20 protein-coding genes and 1 pseudogene are annotated in these 17,036 nt (G+C 46.9%); 11 read left to right on the forward strand and 10 right to left on the reverse strand.

Annotated elements, in window-relative coordinates; genetic code table 11:
- Positions 1 to 72 precede the first annotated feature (72 nt).
- Together abc-f and ACFSB2_RS11465 are read right to left on the reverse strand one after the other, a co-directional pair.
- Positions 73 to 1,707 carry a ribosomal protection-like ABC-F family protein gene (gene abc-f / locus ACFSB2_RS11460; RefSeq protein ID WP_377943185.1) on the reverse strand — a complete coding sequence of 545 codons (1,635 nt, stop codon included), beginning with the start codon at positions 1,705 to 1,707 and terminating at the stop codon, positions 73 to 75.
- A 101-nt stretch (positions 1,708 to 1,808) separates the two neighbouring features.
- Entirely contained in the window at positions 1,809 to 1,937 is a 129-nt protein-coding gene (locus tag ACFSB2_RS11465; protein ID WP_377943186.1) for a hypothetical protein, read from the reverse strand.
- A gap of 1,023 nt (positions 1,938 to 2,960) precedes the next feature.
- On the opposite strand from ACFSB2_RS11465, the gene ACFSB2_RS11470 reads away from it, so the two are divergent.
- The 7 genes from ACFSB2_RS11470 to ACFSB2_RS11500 all read left to right on the forward strand — a co-directional run bounded on the left by ACFSB2_RS11470 (position 2,961) and on the right by ACFSB2_RS11500 (position 8,000).
- Positions 2,961 to 3,317: an ArsR/SmtB family transcription factor gene (locus ACFSB2_RS11470; RefSeq protein ID WP_377943187.1), complete on the forward strand. Its 357-nt coding sequence runs from the start codon at positions 2,961 to 2,963 to the stop codon at positions 3,315 to 3,317.
- Positions 3,314 to 3,751 carry an ArsI/CadI family heavy metal resistance metalloenzyme gene (locus ACFSB2_RS11475; RefSeq protein WP_377943188.1) on the forward strand — a complete coding sequence of 146 codons (438 nt, stop codon included), beginning with the start codon at positions 3,314 to 3,316 and terminating at the stop codon, positions 3,749 to 3,751. The genes ACFSB2_RS11470 and ACFSB2_RS11475 overlap by 4 nt, the downstream gene beginning before the upstream one ends.
- A gap of 53 nt (positions 3,752 to 3,804) precedes the next feature.
- On the forward strand, positions 3,805 to 5,097 hold the full coding sequence (locus ACFSB2_RS11480) for an arsenic transporter (RefSeq protein ID WP_377943189.1): 1,293 nt from the start codon (positions 3,805 to 3,807) through the stop codon (positions 5,095 to 5,097).
- 15 nt (positions 5,098 to 5,112) lie between these two features.
- Positions 5,113 to 5,538 (forward strand): arsenate reductase (thioredoxin), encoded by a 426-nt coding sequence (gene arsC / locus ACFSB2_RS11485; protein ID WP_377943190.1) that lies wholly within the window; start codon positions 5,113 to 5,115, stop codon positions 5,536 to 5,538.
- A 147-nt stretch (positions 5,539 to 5,685) separates the two neighbouring features.
- A complete protein-coding gene (locus tag ACFSB2_RS11490) occupies positions 5,686 to 6,186 on the forward strand; it encodes an anthrone oxygenase family protein (RefSeq protein WP_377943191.1) in 501 nt (166 codons plus the stop codon).
- Between the two features lie 255 nt (positions 6,187 to 6,441).
- The gene (locus ACFSB2_RS11495; RefSeq protein WP_377943192.1) at positions 6,442 to 6,894 is read left to right on the forward strand and encodes an HD domain-containing protein; all 453 of its coding nucleotides are present in this window, start codon (positions 6,442 to 6,444) and stop codon (positions 6,892 to 6,894) included.
- Between the two features lie 272 nt (positions 6,895 to 7,166).
- On the forward strand, positions 7,167 to 8,000 hold the full coding sequence (locus ACFSB2_RS11500; RefSeq protein WP_377943193.1) for a sugar phosphate isomerase/epimerase family protein: 834 nt from the start codon (positions 7,167 to 7,169) through the stop codon (positions 7,998 to 8,000).
- A gap of 191 nt (positions 8,001 to 8,191) precedes the next feature.
- Here ACFSB2_RS11500 and ACFSB2_RS11505 read toward each other — a convergent pair whose 3' ends face one another.
- The 4 genes and pseudogenes from ACFSB2_RS11505 to ACFSB2_RS11520 all read right to left on the reverse strand — a co-directional run bounded on the left by ACFSB2_RS11505 (position 8,192) and on the right by ACFSB2_RS11520 (position 11,155).
- A complete protein-coding gene (locus ACFSB2_RS11505) occupies positions 8,192 to 8,410 on the reverse strand; it encodes a helix-turn-helix domain-containing protein (protein ID WP_377943194.1) in 219 nt (72 codons plus the stop codon).
- A gap of 10 nt (positions 8,411 to 8,420) precedes the next feature.
- Positions 8,421 to 8,902, reverse strand: a pseudogene (locus tag ACFSB2_RS11510) (DUF2975 domain-containing protein).
- 413 nt (positions 8,903 to 9,315) lie between these two features.
- Entirely contained in the window at positions 9,316 to 10,167 is an 852-nt protein-coding gene (locus tag ACFSB2_RS11515; protein WP_377943195.1) for an aldo/keto reductase, read from the reverse strand.
- 439 nt (positions 10,168 to 10,606) lie between these two features.
- Positions 10,607 to 11,155: a hypothetical protein gene (locus tag ACFSB2_RS11520; RefSeq protein ID WP_377943196.1), complete on the reverse strand. Its 549-nt coding sequence runs from the start codon at positions 11,153 to 11,155 to the stop codon at positions 10,607 to 10,609.
- A 593-nt stretch (positions 11,156 to 11,748) separates the two neighbouring features.
- Between ACFSB2_RS11520 and ACFSB2_RS11525 the strand changes: the two genes are divergently transcribed.
- Positions 11,749 to 12,135, forward strand: coding sequence for a hypothetical protein (locus ACFSB2_RS11525; protein WP_377943197.1), 387 nt, complete (start codon positions 11,749 to 11,751; stop codon positions 12,133 to 12,135).
- 237 nt (positions 12,136 to 12,372) lie between these two features.
- Here ACFSB2_RS11525 and ACFSB2_RS11530 read toward each other — a convergent pair whose 3' ends face one another.
- Both ACFSB2_RS11530 and ACFSB2_RS11535 read right to left on the reverse strand, forming a co-directional pair.
- Positions 12,373 to 13,155 (reverse strand): hypothetical protein, encoded by a 783-nt coding sequence (locus ACFSB2_RS11530; RefSeq protein WP_377943198.1) that lies wholly within the window; start codon positions 13,153 to 13,155, stop codon positions 12,373 to 12,375.
- A gap of 28 nt (positions 13,156 to 13,183) precedes the next feature.
- Positions 13,184 to 13,363 (reverse strand): hypothetical protein, encoded by a 180-nt coding sequence (locus ACFSB2_RS11535; protein ID WP_377943199.1) that lies wholly within the window; start codon positions 13,361 to 13,363, stop codon positions 13,184 to 13,186.
- A 287-nt stretch (positions 13,364 to 13,650) separates the two neighbouring features.
- On the opposite strand from ACFSB2_RS11535, the gene ACFSB2_RS11540 reads away from it, so the two are divergent.
- The 3 genes from ACFSB2_RS11540 (at position 13,651) to ACFSB2_RS11550 (ending at position 14,600) form a co-directional block, all read left to right on the forward strand.
- Complete coding sequence (locus ACFSB2_RS11540) at positions 13,651 to 13,998, forward strand: hypothetical protein (RefSeq protein ID WP_377943200.1); 348 nt, start codon at positions 13,651 to 13,653, stop codon at positions 13,996 to 13,998.
- A gap of 26 nt (positions 13,999 to 14,024) precedes the next feature.
- On the forward strand, positions 14,025 to 14,336 hold the full coding sequence (locus ACFSB2_RS11545) for a hypothetical protein (RefSeq protein ID WP_377943201.1): 312 nt from the start codon (positions 14,025 to 14,027) through the stop codon (positions 14,334 to 14,336).
- A 93-nt stretch (positions 14,337 to 14,429) separates the two neighbouring features.
- Positions 14,430 to 14,600, forward strand: coding sequence for a hypothetical protein (locus tag ACFSB2_RS11550; protein ID WP_377943202.1), 171 nt, complete (start codon positions 14,430 to 14,432; stop codon positions 14,598 to 14,600).
- A 53-nt stretch (positions 14,601 to 14,653) separates the two neighbouring features.
- Here ACFSB2_RS11550 and ACFSB2_RS11555 read toward each other — a convergent pair whose 3' ends face one another.
- Together ACFSB2_RS11555 and ACFSB2_RS11560 are read right to left on the reverse strand one after the other, a co-directional pair.
- Positions 14,654 to 15,586 carry an NAD-dependent epimerase/dehydratase family protein gene (locus ACFSB2_RS11555; RefSeq protein WP_377943203.1) on the reverse strand — a complete coding sequence of 311 codons (933 nt, stop codon included), beginning with the start codon at positions 15,584 to 15,586 and terminating at the stop codon, positions 14,654 to 14,656.
- Positions 15,587 to 15,632: 46 nt separating this feature from the next.
- On the reverse strand, positions 15,633 to 17,003 hold the full coding sequence (locus ACFSB2_RS11560) for a sulfatase family protein (protein ID WP_377943204.1): 1,371 nt from the start codon (positions 17,001 to 17,003) through the stop codon (positions 15,633 to 15,635).
- Positions 17,004 to 17,036 lie beyond the last annotated feature (33 nt).

Below are 17,036 nucleotides of genomic sequence, written 5' to 3' on the forward strand. Positions count from 1 at the left end.
TATCCGATAATTTAGTAGGTAGCGGGATTCTTTAGCACATCGTGCGTGTTTGCGATTTGCGCTGCTTCAAAACTACACATCTGCCAGGCGTCGGCTGCGAGCCGCTTCATAGGTTCCTAGGTACTCCGTCAATGTTCCGTTTTCCAACCAGACGATGCGCTGAAACAAACGGTTCATGAAGTGGCGATCGTGGGACACGGCGACAATGGTACCCGCAAACTCCTCAAGCGCTTCTTCCAGAACCTCTCTGGACTCGATGTCCAGATGGTTAGTTGGTTCGTCGAGCACCAACAAATTCACACCTTGGTACATCAATTGCGCCATTCGCAAGCGCATCTGCTCACCACCGCTCAACGACTGCACTTGCTTGAAGACGGCTTCCCCATAAAACAGAAACCTGGCAAGCAATTTGCGCGCCTCCCCTTCTGTGACAGGCACACAGTCGCGAAACGCCTGGAGCACGGTTTGATCCGCGTAGCCGATCAGCCCCTGTTGCTGCAGGTAGCCCACCTGAACCGACTTACCGAGGCTCGCGCTCCCTTTATCCGGCTGCATATCCCCAAGAATGATGTTCAAGAGGGTGGATTTTCCGCACCCGTTGGCGCCGACGATGGCGACGCGTTCACCATAGCGAATATGCAGTGAGCAGCCGTTGAGAATGGTCCGCGCCTCAAACTGCTTTACCAATTCCTTCACCACGACGACGTCGGTGCCACTGCGCCCTTCCACATCAAAGGAGAGCGCCATACGCCGTCGCTCCAACACCGGGCGTTTGCGTTTCTCCATTCGCTCAAGGATCCGTTCCATGTTTCTGGCCCGACGGTGCAAGCCCGCATTTGGCGGACTGGCCCGGTTCGCCCAATCGCGCAGCCGCTTGATGGCCGCCTGCATCTGTTCAATCTTCCTTTGCTGCTCCTGGTAGGCCTGAAATTCCAGCAACAACCGCGCTTCCCGCTGTTGCATGGCAGCCGTGTACCCGCCATGATAGAGCACAGCCTCACCGCTATCCAGTTCAAGGACACAGGTTGCGGCGTGATCGAGAAAAGTACGGTCGTGGGACACCATCACGACTGCGCCCTCGTAATTTTTCAGGAACCCTTCAAGCCACTCAATGGCCTCCAGATCCAAGTGGTTGGTCGGCTCGTCAAGCAGCAACAAATCCGACGGCTGCAGCAACATGCGCGCGAAAAACACCTTCGTCTGCTCGCCGCCGCTCAACGACGCAAGGGTCTGATGGAGAAACACTTCAGGAATCTTCAGGCCGTTCATGACCGTGCGGATATTCGATTCAATGGCATAGCCACCAAGGCGCTCAAATTGCTCCTGCGCCTCTGCATACTGCTTGAGAATGCGATCAAGTTCATGCGCATTGGCTGCGGACGCCATATCATTCTCCAATTGGCGGAGCCGCGCCTCAAGCTCAATCACCTGCTCAAAGGCGCCGAACAGGATCTCGCGACACGTCGTATCCTCGCTATACACCGGAAGTTGCTCAAGAAAGCCAAGGCGCAGATGCCGCTTGACGGCTACCTGCCCTTCATCTGGTTGTATGGTTCGACTGATGAGCCGCAACAGTGTCGTCTTGCCTGCGCCGTTTGGGCCAATGATGGCCAGACGATCCCGCTCGTGCACCTCTAGCGATATATTCCGAAACAGCCAATCATCATGGACTGCAATCCCGATCTGATTTGCGGAACAGTACAACATGTGTCCCTCTCCTTGTGCATCGGGACGCAAACAAAGAGGCTGCTGGCAAGCAATCTGCCAACAGCCTCTACCGCTCGAAAGAGGTAATCTGAAGGATTTGCTCACGTCTCGATCCCGATTTTTGTTTGACTAAAAATGGACAGACGAATCCCGTTCCCCATTTCAGCGCCAAACATAGCGTGGCGTTTCACCAGATACCACGCAACAAAACCGATCGATGCACGAAGCAAATCCTTCACCTCCTTTGACTTGTGTTTGAAATCATCATACAGAAAAATGTGGAATGGGATCAAGGGAAATTTTGCGAATGTTCTCTCTGCCGCGGTTTACAAATGCCTGATTGCGCAGTAAACACGGCAGGGTATGCCTGATTACGTCAGACGATAGAGAATGTTCTTCTGCAATGCTTTGAATGTTCATCAAGAAATAATTCAGTATCTTATTTACATCATCATAGGCTGACAATTAGACAGTAAATCACGCAAATTGCTTCCGCGAAGAATCAATTTCATGACTTCAATTTTCTTTTTCCACAAATAAAAGTAGCAGCAGGAATACGGAAGATATAATGGAATACCATGGAAGCGAGGGGTATGTATCCAATAGAGATCAAAAAGAGGTGATCATTTGTCTGTTTTCTTACTGTTGATTATTGTTGTTATTTTCGTAGTTCCAGCAATTTTCCAGTGGTTGTGGAATATTACTTGTCCTGATGTGTTTCGTCTACCAAAAATCACGTATTGGCAGGCGTTTCGCATTATCATTTTGGCTGCCATCTTGTTCGGAGGAGCCCATTTCTCAACTCAAGGTAATGACTCATGGAATTTTGGTCTATGACAGGAAAACGTCTCTTCGACAATTGACCACCTGGTCAACAGGCTTGATGTTCCAACCAAGGTTCAAATTAATCAACGCGGGATGATGGGCAGTCAAGCCCTTTCGGTTAATGGTTGATTACGTTTATACAGGGCTTGGAAATATTGTGGATGTCACGCCATTATGAGTGTGCATCGCCCAAATTTATCGGTACATAACAATGATTGGTGGTTAGCAAAAGTCCGTGAGTTAGCCTGAGCATTGTCGCGGGTCAAATGTTTGAGAACTTGGGCTCGTCGAATACATAAGCATACAGTTCAGGACTGTTACTGCTTCATCGGATTGGCTGCCAGTCATGTTGCCCGTCTTTCAAAAAATCATTGACAATATTCATGGTCATCAATATGATGTGTTCATCGATATCGATGGAGGTCAATATGAACGCCGAAATCCTATTCACCAGGCTAAGTGCACTGGCCGATAAGAGTCGCTTTAATATCCTGCAGATTATGGCGAAAGGGGCGATTGGAACCTGCTGTGACCGCATCGAAGCTTATGAGAATGGGTGTTGTGTCGCCGATGTTGTAACCATGACTGGTTTGTCGCAACCGACTGTCTCTCATCATCTAAAGACACTAGAAAAGGTGGGACTGGTTCGCAAAGAAATGCGAGGACCGTGGGCCTGCTACTTCCCGAACCCAGGAGCCATTGAAGAAGTGGTCACATGGTTTAAAGCAGAGTTGTACCCTGCGGCAGACTGTAACGCCAATATTCAAGGAGGATGTTGTCCATGACTGCGCTAAAACCGCATGTTGCTATCAATGTAAATGACTTCGAGAAGTCATTGCTGTTCTATCGCAATTTCTTTGGATTAGAGCCTGTTCGTGTACGCGAAGGTTACGCCAAATTCGATGTAGAACAACCACCGCTAAACTTCACGCTCAATCAACGCGAGTACGGTGGTCTTGGTGCGCTGAACCACCTTGGCCTGCAAGTCAGCACGACGGATGACGTTCTGGCGGCAAAGGGACGACTGATGTCTGCCGGTTTGGCCACCTTCGACGAAATGAATACAAACTGCTGCTATGCCCGCCAGGACAAAATCTGGGCCACTGACCCGGACGGCAATCGCTGGGAAGTGTTCGTCGTGCTTGATCAAGAGACAGATAGTGATCCAACTTCCAAGGGTAAATATACCGAACCTGTGAAAGGTTGTTGTGCTAGTTAGAACGGCGGGCGTTGGGCTTCCTGACGCCCTTGCCTTGTTGAAGGAGCGACTGAATGGTTTACTTGGCTGTAGCGTTGTTCATCGTGACATTCATATTTGTCATTTGGCAACCTAAGGGCTTATCGATTGGTTGGAGCGCGCTGGGTGGCGCGATATTGGCTCTGATTTTCCACGTTGTCTCGTTTCAAGATGTCATTTCCGTCACAAAGATTGTCTGGGACGCGACATTCGCATTCGTAGCGATCATCATTACTTCAACGATTCTCGACAAGATAGGGTTCTTCGAGTGGGCAGCTTTGAAGATGGCGCGAGCGGCGAACGGAGACGGACGAAAGGTATTTCTGTACGTCATTTTGTTGGGGGCAATGGTTTCTGCCTTCTTCGCGAATGACGGTGCGGCTTTAATTTTGACACCGATTGTTCTGGAAAAGGTCAAACTATTGAAGTTTGATATGAAGAAAATGATTCCATTCATCATGGCATCTGGGTTCATCGCCGATACAACGTCGTTGCCGCTTATCGTGAGCAACCTCGTAAACATCGTGTCGGCGGACTACTTCCACATTGGTTTCCTCACTTACTTGGCACACATGGTTGTTCCTGATCTCTTTTCACTCGGCGCTAGTATCCTCGCCTTGTATCTGTTTTTTCGTAAGGACATTCCAAAGGGATACAATCCGAGTGATCTATCCGATCCATCCAGTGCGATTGCACATCAAGGTATGTTTAAGGCTTCGTGGGTGATACTCTCGATACTTCTGATTGGTTACATTTTGACCGAGCTACTGCACATTCCTGTGTCATCAGTGGCAGGTGTCATCGCGATTGTGTTCCTCGTAGCTGGAGGCAGTACTAAAGTGATTCAACCTTGGAAAGTGATCAAAGAAGCTCCGTGGGCCATAGTGGTGTTCTCCATTGGCATGTACGTGGTTGTCTACGGACTTCGGAACGCAGGATTAACAACGCTGCTTGGTCACGCGATTCAAGGAGCAACGCATGGTGGATTATTTGCTGGAACAATGGCGATGGGCTTTATTGCGGCAATCTTGTCGAGCACCATGAACAACATGCCAACGGTCATGATTGACGCACTTGCAATCCACTCAACAACTGCGACAGGCGTGATGCAACATATGCTTGCTTATGCGAACGTTATCGGCTGTGATTTGGGACCGAAAATTACACCTATTGGATCGTTAGCAACGCTGCTTTGGCTTCACGTTCTCGGGAAGAGAGGCATTTCGATTTCATGGGGGCGCTATTTACGAACAGGGATCGTATTGACCACGCCGACGCTGTTCGTGACTTTATTTGGGCTTTATGTGTGGAGCGTAGTGATAAAATAATCAGGAGGCATAAACATGACTAAAAAGCTAATTTATTTTCTGTGCACAGGCAATTCTTGTCGTAGTCAAATCGCCGAAGGGTGGGCACGGCATTTAGGTGGAGATCGGTTCGAGGTGCATAGCGCAGGTGTTGAAACGCATGGTCTCCATCTCCGTGCCGTTGCAACGATGCGTGAGGTGGGTGTAGATATATCACGCCATGAATCCAAGCTCATCGACATGAGCTTGCTAAACAGAGCGGACTTTGTAATCACACTTTGTGGCGATGCGAATGATAAGTGTCCAATGACACCACCCCACGTTACACGCCTGCATTGGGGATTCGAAGACCCTGCCAAGGCAACTGGAACTGAAGAAGAGATTCAAGCGAAGTTTGGAAAAGTGAGGGACGCAATCAGAGATAAGATATCAGCGTTTTTCGCGGAGGAACCACGAAAATAGCGATCCAAAAAGCTCGATGTATAATCGGCCGTGTTGTCGTTCTTGAAAACGATTGACAGTGTTAACTCAATCAGTCGACGTAAAACCCGATGGCAGACGATATAAAAAGCGTGTTCAAAGTAAGCGGGAAGACAGGAGGTTAGCACAGTGGCTGTACAAAATAGCGATCTTTCGCGCCAATCATCGGGATTCCCCAAGACACTCACTTTCATAGGGATCCTATGCGCATCGCTTACGCTAGGACTCACCCTCACTCACGTACTTGAAATACCAGGAAAGCGGCAACTTAATGGTGCAGAGTGGCTTACTGTTCAGCGCACTTTCTACGGAGGATTTGCTATCGTAGGCGCCATCTGCGAAATTTTAGGATTGATTATTTGCGTCGTTTCTGTGCTACTCATTATTAAGCATCGCAGAGCGCTCATTGTATATCTTACGGCTTCGTTGTGCTTTCTCGGCACACTGCTGTCCTATTGGTTTGGGAACCGACCAATTAACGCAAAAGTCGCATCGTGGACTCCTGCGACATTACCTCCAGATTGGGCGACATATCGCAATCACTGGGATGACGCGCACGCCATCAGCGCAGTTTTTTCCGCAATTGCGTTCGTCGTTCTGCTTGTATATGTAATTTATCAAAAACGGTAAAGGATTGTTTATAGATTCCCATTTACCATACATAGGTAAATATAAAAAACAAGAGGTCCAATGTCTATTTGGTGTCTATTTATGAAGGAAGTGATTGATATGGATCTGAATTTAATAACTGAATTAGCCCATAAGAACATGGCCAAACGGAAGGCCCATTCACATCGTGAAAAAGGATATGTGTTTTACCACTGCCAGAGAGTGGCAAAGATGTACTTGAATTGAAGAAAGATTATCATTCCCGATGATTCAACTTTGGATGACGTAATTTATGTTGGAGCGTTATTCCATGATGTTGCCAAGGGTATCGAACCGCACAACGAACGTGGAGCAGTTTTGGTTAGGGAAATACTCAAAGATGCTTGTACTGAAGATGACATAAGCGCAATTTCTGAAGTTGTACAGAAACACAATGAAAGAATGATATCGAACATTCCTACGCACATAAAGATTGTGCAAGATGCTGATGTGCTTGACCATTTTGGAAGTATGGAAATATGGCTAAAATTCATGTACAGCGCTTATGAAAACGAAACTGCATTTGATGCTCTGGCGCTTTGGAATAGTGATGAATTTCTGTCCTACAACAAGGATTCAAGACAGTCGCTTAACTTTGATGTGTCGAGAGAACTGTTCGATAAGAAGGCCTTGTTCCATAGGCAATTCCAAGAAAGATTTGCTGTTGAAGCAGATGGAGCATTGCTGTAGAAAGCCTATTCTGTGATACGCTGAAGTGATGTGTTAAAGCAATAAAATGAATTGTGTTGCACCGTGAAAACGGTGAAACCGGATCACCCTCCTTGTATCACAGAGGATTTCACCGTTTTTGTGCGATTGATGTTTTGGATTCGCATGAAACATAAACGTCGGTTCGGACGTTAGTGAAAGGGACGTAAATCATTGCTTAACGGGGTATCTCAAACAGGAATGCGCTTACATAATAGAGAATACAGAGATAGATGATATAAGGAGGGTTCACTATGCCATATCTATCCGTAAACTCATGGGCGCTGCGTCGACATTTAGGTCCGCTTCGCTGGTCTGTCTGGGATGCCAAAACCCAACAAATTGTCGTTCGAGAAGATCCTCAACCAGAGACCACTCATTTACTTGACCTTCCTAGAGAGCTTGCAGCCAGAGGCTATCAAGCGGTTGACATCTGTCACTTTCACTTCCCCACAACCGATAGACAGTATTTGCAACAATTGAAAGAAGCCTGCACTCGTCATGATATTCGCTTCCATACCCTGCTTGTTGACTACGGTGATATCTCATCAGCTGATGAGGTACGCGTAAAAGCTGATGTTGCGTTCATTCGTTCGTGGATTGACATAGCTGCTGAGGCGGGTGCCGAAAGGATCCGAATTGTAGCAGGGGAATCGCCGGCGGAAGATCAAGAAGCCCTTGATAGGTCAATCGAACAACTGAAAAATCTGTATGATTACGCAAAACCAAAGGGCGTTCAAGTAATTACTGAGAATTTTCGACCATTAGCGTTAACCGCAGCGAATTGTCTTCGTCTCATTCAATCCGGAGAGTCGGATATTGGTCTCATCACGGACTTTGGGAACTTTAAACACCATGGAGAGCGCAAATATGATGAACTAGCTGCAATTTTACCCTTTAGCGAGTCTGTACACGCCCATGCCCTGTATGATGACAACGGCCACCCGAATGCAGATGAATTCCGTAAGTGCCTAGATCTCTTACCCGCCAGCGGGTTTAATGGGGCTATAGCACTAGTTTATGGAGGACCAGGAGACATGTGGAAAGGATTAGACAGAATGCAAGCCGTCGTCGAAGCGTATCTCTAAGGTTTTACGATCCAGATGCTGCCTAGATTGCAAACAAGTTTATGAAACTATTCAAAATCAGTAAGAAATTTGAGGATAATGATCCGATTAAACGACCAATCTCAAATTCATATGATGCAGCCAGCTGATCAGTAATTAGGTTGGCTGTTTTTTCTGGTATGCAACCGTTTGCAGAAAATTGTTGACTGTGCTTATTGAGTGTCTTCGTCACTTTTGTACTCCAAAATATCACCTGGCTGACAATCCAAAGCCTTACATATCGCCTCTAATGTTGCAAAACGAACCGATTTTGCTTTCCCATTTTTCAGAATAGAAAGGTTCGCCATCGTTATTCCAACCCTCTCCGAAAGCTCCGTTACGCTCATTTTTCGCTTTGCTAACATCACATCAATATTAATAATAATGGCCATATCCTCCACCTCAGACCGTCAAATCATTTTCTGATTTTATATTCATCGCTTCTTGTAGAAGCCGTTGGAGAACAGCAGAAAAAACGGCGATCACCATAGAGGCGAAAATAATGAACGATCCCATTGGCATGAAACTTGGAGGGTCAATTCTTTCCCCCATGAGATAGTAGAGTGGCATGCCTAGCAGGTACAAGGTGCTGATCGTGATGGCACAGTATTTTATATGCTTTAAAGCCTTCACCGATAATTCCGAGAACGCTTGGTTCTTATCAATATAGCTTAAAAGTTTAAAAGCTTGATACAGAGCAAAGTAAAAAGGTATCGCTGCCGCGAACATATCGATTAAAACAAGCGATTTCATATAAGCAATATTTGGATACAGTTCCCCTGCAAAATTTCCGATCTTAGGTACCAAAATATGCACAAGGAAAGAACTGGAATTCCGATAAAAATAACAGCTAACTTTAAATAGAGCGTCGAAACTTGTTTCATAAAAATCACCTCACTAATTTAATGATAAAACGACTTTAACTCATCATTTATCGTTTTACAATAAATTAATGTTGTTTTTTATTATGTTGTTATAGCATTTTAAAAAACATTTATCATTTTAGCGAGCATGATGCGAATTAACTTGCAGCAGAGTGCCACCCACGGATTGCACCGAAGCGATAAGCCATCCCTCCTGTTGGAATAGGACACCTCGCGATGGGCATCCTTGCCCTTGGCTAGTGGTTGGTAACTCCCCCCACAGTGGACTGTCACCACCTAGTTAATTCGCCATGCTTGGCGCAGGAGCGAAAAGAGCGACCATAAGCGGTCGCTCTTTTCGCTCCTGCACCAATTTCACTTCTAATTTAAAATAAATTCTAAATCGACGATTCGTGAGACCCGTGTTCAGATGATTAGAATGTCGTTGTATCAGGGTCGGCTGAATAACCGACGACGCCTTTCAGGTCGGCGATGCGCTGAACATCATCCGCTGACAGTTCAAAATCAAACACCTCTGCGTTCTCCTTAATGCGGGCAGGCGTGACCGACTTGGGCAAAGGCAAGTACCCACGTTGTAAACTCCAACGTATGCAAATCTGCGCGATGGATTTCCCGTATTTCTCCGCCAACGCCTGCATTTCCGGCACATCAAATATTTTACCGACACCAAGCGGACTATACGCTTCCAGTAGAATATTCCGGGAGCGGCAGTAATCGACTACCTCGTCCTGCGTGTCCCCAGGGCACAATCGGATTTGATTCACCATTGGGGCAATTGTAGCGGTTTTCATCAATTCTTCGATATGATGCGGGTGGAAATTGCTTATGCCGATGCTGCGGATGCGACCTGCGTTGTACAATTCCTCAAAAGCCTTCCAGGTTCCGGCGTTCGCTTCTTGCCAATGATCGCGGAACGCAATGGGATTTGGCCAGTGAATTAGGAAAAGATCTATGTAATCCATTCCTAGCTTTTTCATCGTTTCTTCAAAGGCATCGAGCGTCTTTTGATAACCGTGCTCACTATTGTTCAGCTTTGAGGTAATAAAAATCTCTTTGCGATCAATCCCACTTTTCTTCACAGCGGTTCCAACGCTTTCCTCATTGCCATATCCCTGCGCCGTATCAATATGGCGATAGCCCGCCTGAAGAGCACTGAGTACAGAAGAAACAGCTACATCACCATTTGGCGTTTGCCATGTACCAAAGCCTATGCAGGGGATTTCCACACCATTGGACAACTGATAACAATCGGTTAATGATTTCATTATCGTATCTCCTTCTGAAAACTGATTTAAACGCTTTTAGAAACATTGTTAATATGATGATAATCCTAAACAGATACCCTTAGTCAAGACAGACTCAGAATTTATGGATTCGGGGTTTTTATCACGACCAATCAACAGCCGTTCCCCTGCCGTTCAGTTTGAACAACTGTTGTGTGTACCAACCAGCTGCACATCCTGCATCTAGGACCGTGAGTCCGTCCATACTCGCAGGAATGAGTCCCATCATAGCAGGGCGGCATTCATGTTTGATTTGGTTCCTCATCCAAGACACAATAAGTGCATCAAGTATTTTGGGAGAGGCCTTATGGGGTATAATTGCCCAATCGTTCAAGAAGGATGGCAACGGACCCTTATTGGTTTGAGTGGTCCGTAAAAAAAGAAAAGTGACAGCCCCAAAGGACTGTCACTCGTGTATAAATTAGGTAAATGGATTTAACCTTTCGCTCTGTCGCATGTGTCTGTTTGCGAGGAGTGAATATCTGCGTCGAATCGAGAAAAAGAATACAGCCATCCATAACTGAATGAGTACAAGCATGAAATCAATCGTAATTCCCTCATCAAAAGGGTCTCCAAGATTCAGGAACATCGAGCCACCTTGCCATAAGAAAAAATTCAATGCCATGAACGCCGCAATAATACTTGTCCAAATACCTAGTTGGATAATAGCTGTATTAATTCGATCTCTAATGAGTGCGACTCCTAAAAGAACAAATGCAACACCGACACAAATCTCACCAACCTCAACAAGAACGCCAAATACCACAGCATGAGGAATAATGTCATTTTTGAGGATGTTCTCATAAAAATGGTATTGCATACCTGACAGTGACGACGACAATTGTCTCATCAGTTGCGGTACAAAGTTACCGCTCAGCAATTTGTCGAAACCTGAGACAAGCCACTCATAGGCTAGCAGAAAAATAAGTACAGGGGTGAACACCCTTTTGTATAGTTTGCCTTCATCCACGAACACCACCTCCTTCACGAGTATAACTGCAAGTTGTGAAGGAAAAAGTGACAGTATGTTAAACTTGTGTAAAGCTACGAACAAAAGCGATATAGGGTTTACTATCATTTCTGTACTAAGCTGCCCATGTGAGCAAGCGTGCTAAATTCTATAACTGCATGATTTATGAGCAGCGGCTAGTTGAGGATGAATTTCAGAAAAAAGTCCATGCTGTTCTTAAAAAAAATGTATTCTATTTTGATAATGAGGCTCTTAATTGATTGACGCCAAACTCTAAATATCCCTTGAGACAGGTCAACATATAGACCCAAACTTTCTTTGTTGTCCAACACTTGACTGATGAATTGAGGATCATTTTCATTGAAACCTTCTTCGGTCACTTCGACGATTGTTGTTGCATTGTCTAATTCTTTCAGTGTGATGGTGATAAGATGTCCTTCCCCATTTCAGAGCCAAACATAGCATAGAAAACGCTGGGTAAGTATTGTAAAAATCAATTCAAATCGAATGTATACTTGCACAATTGGTAGAACGATTGGACTTGGACTGTGTACACTATAAGAAAGGCATTGCAGATGAAAGGAGTTTCATACATGTCGTTGGTTCAAGTCATTACTCGTTTATTGAGAAATGGTGAAGAGACAAGTGAAAAGCACAGAAACCCTAAGTTTCGCACTCGCTATTATCGAGAGCGCAGGGAGAAAATGATGGAGAACGCCCAGCAGATAATTAAATCGAAGCTTTCGAGTTGGAAAATCACTTATGTTGATTCCACGCGTGGAGAAATCATTGTTGAAAAACGTCAGTTGGTTGGCAAGAGTGACATTGTCATCTCAATATATGAGATCTCTCCAATACGCTCCGCCATTGATGTATCATCGTCATTGCGTAGTTTACCTGGCGATCTCGGAACCAGTCACACCAACATCATGGATTTTTTTTATGTACTAGACCGCGAGGTAAAACCGGAGAAATCTTAATATCAGAAGGCAGTTGAGGAGAGACGAGAAAACAAACAACTTTAGAACATCGGTTTCCGCCAAAATTTGAGGGATAGGGGAAGAAAGTTATCTTCCCTCCCGTAGACGGATAGTTTGTATGCAGACGCAAGTCTGCGACGAGACCAGTAAACGAATACCACACAGCGACGTTCTCCTCTGCGTGGCATTCGTTTGTTCATACACTTCAATCAATCTTCCACATATATAAACATCCAATCACCCGTGATTGCTGTCGACCACCGTCTGCAGTGCCTGTGTGGGCGAAGCGGTTGATGCATAGCGATAAACCGTATTCCCTTCCTGCCAAGCAACTGTTGTTTTGGGATTGATGGCCGTTGAGCTTGGCGATGTCGTGCTTTGAATCAAGATGACGCCCTGATTGTTCGGCGCAGGCAGCATGTGATCATGAAGATAGGCGACGACATTCTCCGCCAACTGTTTTGCCCCTTGGTTTTTCGTATAGTACAGTACCTCGACTTTCCATCGACCTTCGTTCCATGCATAACCTGCGTGCATCATCGCCGCATCCGTTCTCGCGGTGATGCCATAGCCGAGATTTACAGTGGGATCGCCCTGTGGGAAATCGAGATAGCCGCGAACCGATTCAACCTGTTTGCTGGCTGCCGCCCAACTGGCGTAGGTTGTTTGCGTGATGGACCCGGTGGCTTGGGGCGACAGCACCCATGTATCGCCATTCCACGACGCGCCCATGGAGAGATAACTGTGTAAAAACAAGTCTGCATAATACACGGGCACATATGCGGTGTATTCACCACTTGCTGGGTCCTTGGCCACCAGTTTCGGCGCGCGCACATAACCGTCCTTGGCGCCGTCTATGGCAAATTGCATTTCCCCGGATGGCGGATTGCTGGTATACGGCGGGTTCCCCGTTTTTAATTTCCAGGCGCTCGGCGCTGACGTCACATTGAGCGTGCTTCCATTCCACGACGTTTTGACACCCAAACTCGTCAGTGACTTTTGCAAATAGTACAAGGGCACCCAACTAGTTGCATCCCCTGACCAAGGGTCATGCGCCACCACATGTTCCGGATAGGCCAGATATGCGCCCGAGGCCGAAATGGTCGTAGGTGCGTATTTCAATCTTCGCAGCATTTGCTGTTGCCGCGTGCGCCATCACGGGCATCGCCAACTGCGCAGAAACGATGCCGGCGGAGATGATTCCAATCAAGGTCGCCTTTCTCTTCATGACAGTCATCCTTTCAATACTTGATGGCGGTCGATCATCATTTTGAGGCAGGTAACCGCGCTTTCAAGTGCTGAGACGGAGTGACAGCCAACAATGTGACAACGAAAAACGTATGAAATGAAATTTGGACGCATCACGCAGTTCGGCTTCCTCCTTGTTCGCGCCCAGGCCAAGCCCTTTCACAAGATATTTCGCGCGCATGAACAGGCCAAGCCTTGCCTACATCGTATACATGTTTCACGTCCGTTCGGAGAATTTAAAAGCCATATGATGAAGGAGGCAAAATAATGGATGAACTACGCGATGGAAGCTCATTCTCCCTTCCATTTGCGCGATCCGGCGGGGATCAACTCCAGCTCCAAAGGGCGCACGAGCGATACGACGTCTATGTCAATCAACAATATGTCGGACACAAAACACTCTTAAAACAAGCCGAATCGGCCGACGACATCAAAGCGTTTCTGGAGCGGGCGAATATCGATGGATTTACAACAGAGCTAAACGGGTTTCAGGATGAGCTACATTATAAAATTACCGCAGATGACGATAACACAGTCCGGGCCATTCGCAATCAACTGACGACATATTTGGACACACATGCGACTGGCGTAACGGGAGATCAACCCGGATTTTGACACTGACCGACAAAGGGGGAATTTCTGTGAATGCAAGCGGGATCGACAATGGCCACACCGTGCAATTTGAATTTGAGGCCTTCATCCAATCGGATTATCAGGGAAAACAATCAGAGGACACGCCGACGCTGCGGGGATACATCGTCTATAACGACAAACGCAAAGACTTCGGTTATGGCAGTTTTGGCACATCTGATTCATACACCATCGACTACGACGTGCTGAATAAAATCAAAACAGACCACCACGCCTTCATGCAAGACATCATTGCGTCCGGCGGTTTTACGATTAACGGCCAATGGCATCCAGTCAATGACGCAGGGGAACTCCAAACATGAACTCGATGCAGTCGATCCCGATGATGCAATTGCTGCATACGCATCACGGTTGGATTCGAGGGAAAGATAAATTTTGTGAAGGAGTGTGAAATCATGACGGAAAAAAAGAACCACAGCCGCAACCAAGGCCTGGATATGACCATTCCATTGGGGGAATTATCCGACGAAGTGCAAAAAGACAAACGGTATGACGACAACCAGTCCAAAGACACCGAAGACGGCCTGAAATTCATGATGAAGAATACGAAAGAACACAAACATTGACCATTCGTGCCACGCCGCACGTTTTGTGCGCGCGTGGCACTTTGATAAGCCGTTCAAAACGCATGAACTTGATAATATTCGTAAGTTCGCCGCAATCCTTCTTTTAAATCAACCCGCGGTTCCCAACCGAGCACTTCACGCGCAAGCCGGCAGTCGAGCACGCTGCGCCGCACGTCCCCTACCCGCTCACTTGCATGTTTTAACGGAATATGGATGTCGACCACGTCTTCCATCTGGTGATAGATATCCTCGATATAGAGCTCGATCCCCGAGCCAATGTTCAAGATCTGATTGTCACCGCCCGTAAGCGCCAAAACATTCGCATGTGCGACATCTTCGACATAGACGTAATCGCGCGTGGTGCCTTTCGGCATATCTGGGTATGCGAACAGTGTGGATTCTCGCCTTTGCAAGAGATTGTTCATAAAGATAGGGATGACACCAGACTCTCCCTCGGGCACTTGCCTTGGACCATAGACATTGGCATACCGGAGGGAAGTATAGCGGATGCCATGGGTGACAAAGTAAAAATATAAGTATTTTTCACTCACATACTTGCTGATGGCATAAGGCGATATCATGACTGGCTCGATATTCTCCGGCGTTGGAATGACTGCTGCATCTCCGGCCAATGCGCCCCCCGACGAGACGAAAATGACCTTTTGCACGTCGTGACGAACACTGTTTTCCAACAAATTGAGCAAGCCCAAGATGTTGATGTCCGCGTCCAATTTGGGATCCTCGACTGATCTTGGCACAGATTTCTGCGCTGCGTGATGATTGACAATGTCAGGGCGTTCAATGGCAAAAACATGTTCCAATTCTGCAGAACGGATGTCCACCAGGTAAAGTTTTGCTTTCGGATGGACGTTTTCTGTCTTGCATCCAGCGTGATCGACAACGACGACTTCGTGTCCCGCTGCAATGTAAGCGTCCACCACATTTGAACCAATAAAACCTGCCCCGCCCGTAACCAGGATCTTCATGAGAATCCCTCCAGATAAAATATCTCCCAGTTCACCATACCACAGTTTACACCTCTGGCACTTGAAACACGTCATTCGTATCGTGAATCCATTGACGCAATCTGTCATTCAACTTCTTTTTCATGTCCAAATATATCGTGTTATGCGCCAGATTGACTTGTTCATAGGGATCCTCGTTCAGATTGAACATCAACCAAGGAACGCCTTCGAAGACGACATACTTCCATCCATCTCGTGTGACAATCCCCCGCCAAGGTCGGTCAACGCTGTTCCCGTGTTTGGTCGGGATCACGCTTTGAAGATAAGCGGAATCCGGTTCTGGATGCGTGGGATGCGATGCTAGCCGATGCGCAGAATAGTCTGTGCCCTCCATCCACGAAGGTTTCGTGATTCCGCACAATCCAAGTGTAGTTGGCGCCACATCGACGTGATTTAGGAGCGCATCCGTCCTGCCAGTTTTGCGTCCATCATAAAACGACTTTTCACCGCTCACAATAAACGGAACTCTGATGGCTTCCTCATACGGGTTCATCTTTCGGAATTGTCCGTGCGAACCATGCATGTCGCCGTGATCACTAAAGAAAATGACATGTGTATTCTCAAGCAAGCCGGTTTGTCTCAAAGTATCCATAATGCGCCCTACATTGTAATCAAGATTTTCAATCATGGTATAGTAGCCCGCTAAATCCACTCGCGCTTGATTCACGATGCGTGGAATGTGCGGCACATTCTCCCGCAAGATGATGTCCGCGGGCTTATAGCGGCCCCGCTGTGTGCTAGGGGCGATATAAGGATCATGCGGCGGTTGAACCGATAGCACCGAGAAGAACGGCTGTTGCTGCTCCCCATTCGGCTGATCGGCGCGGTTTCTGATGTATTGTATCAGTAGATTTGTCAGCTCATCCGTCTCAAATCCGGGAAGCCGATATTGAAACGCAGTATCGTCTTGCCCACCGTGCACCCAACAATCCCATTGGCTGTTGTTGTTCTCGTATCCAATCCATTCCTGAAAGCCGCCTCTTCTCCCAGGAGGAACAATATGCATGGCTGCACGACCATTACGCTCATGAAATCCATCCAAATGCCACTTGCCAAAGTATGCTGTATGGTAGCCCTCGTCGTTAAAGACATTTGCGATGGTCGATTGTTCAGGCGGCAATCTATGCTCGTGACCTGGCACGACGTGATGTGGATAGCGGCCAGTCAAAAGTGAACCTCTGGCTGGACAACACAAAGGGAATCCGGAGATTGCGCGGGCAAAATTCATGCCTGAAGCTGCCAAGTTATCGATGTTGGGCGTGTTTGCGTTGGGATCGAGCGCATATCCAGTAGCCTGTGCCCTGTGTTGATCACCAAAAATCCATAGGACATTTGGGCGGGCAGGAGAGACTGGATTGATTGAATCCGTTTTCGCCATCAATACCACTCCATTCACTGAAAGGGCCATCGT

The organism is Alicyclobacillus fodiniaquatilis (assembly GCF_042678105.1).
Lineage (GTDB): Bacteria > Bacillota > Bacilli > Alicyclobacillales > Alicyclobacillaceae > Alicyclobacillus > Alicyclobacillus fodiniaquatilis.

What these genes read in the sequence shown, in the direction of transcription:
- ACFSB2_RS11475 (WP_377943188.1), top strand. Translation starts at nt 3,314, where the DNA reads ATGACTGCGCTAAAACCGCATGTTGCTATCAATGTAAATGACTTCGAG.
- ACFSB2_RS11480 (WP_377943189.1), top strand. Translation starts at nt 3,805, where the DNA reads ATGGTTTACTTGGCTGTAGCGTTGTTCATCGTGACATTCATATTTGTC.
- ACFSB2_RS11540 (WP_377943200.1), top strand. Translation starts at nt 13,651, where the DNA reads ATGGATGAACTACGCGATGGAAGCTCATTCTCCCTTCCATTTGCGCGA.
- ACFSB2_RS11550 (WP_377943202.1), top strand. Translation starts at nt 14,430, where the DNA reads ATGACGGAAAAAAAGAACCACAGCCGCAACCAAGGCCTGGATATGACC.
- ACFSB2_RS11515 (WP_377943195.1), bottom strand. Translation starts at nt 10,167, where the DNA reads ATGAAATCATTAACCGATTGTTATCAGTTGTCCAATGGTGTGGAAATC.
- arsC (WP_377943190.1), top strand. Translation starts at nt 5,113, where the DNA reads ATGACTAAAAAGCTAATTTATTTTCTGTGCACAGGCAATTCTTGTCGT.
- ACFSB2_RS11505 (WP_377943194.1), bottom strand. Translation starts at nt 8,410, where the DNA reads ATGGCCATTATTATTAATATTGATGTGATGTTAGCAAAGCGAAAAATG.
- abc-f (WP_377943185.1), bottom strand. Translation starts at nt 1,707, where the DNA reads ATGTTGTACTGTTCCGCAAATCAGATCGGGATTGCAGTCCATGATGAT.
- ACFSB2_RS11555 (WP_377943203.1), bottom strand. Translation starts at nt 15,586, where the DNA reads ATGAAGATCCTGGTTACGGGCGGGGCAGGTTTTATTGGTTCAAATGTG.
- ACFSB2_RS11500 (WP_377943193.1), top strand. Translation starts at nt 7,167, where the DNA reads ATGCCATATCTATCCGTAAACTCATGGGCGCTGCGTCGACATTTAGGT.
- ACFSB2_RS11525 (WP_377943197.1), top strand. Translation starts at nt 11,749, where the DNA reads ATGTCGTTGGTTCAAGTCATTACTCGTTTATTGAGAAATGGTGAAGAG.
- ACFSB2_RS11470 (WP_377943187.1), top strand. Translation starts at nt 2,961, where the DNA reads ATGAACGCCGAAATCCTATTCACCAGGCTAAGTGCACTGGCCGATAAG.
- ACFSB2_RS11560 (WP_377943204.1), bottom strand. Translation starts at nt 17,003, where the DNA reads ATGGCGAAAACGGATTCAATCAATCCAGTCTCTCCTGCCCGCCCAAAT.
- ACFSB2_RS11535 (WP_377943199.1), bottom strand. Translation starts at nt 13,363, where the DNA reads ATGAAGAGAAAGGCGACCTTGATTGGAATCATCTCCGCCGGCATCGTT.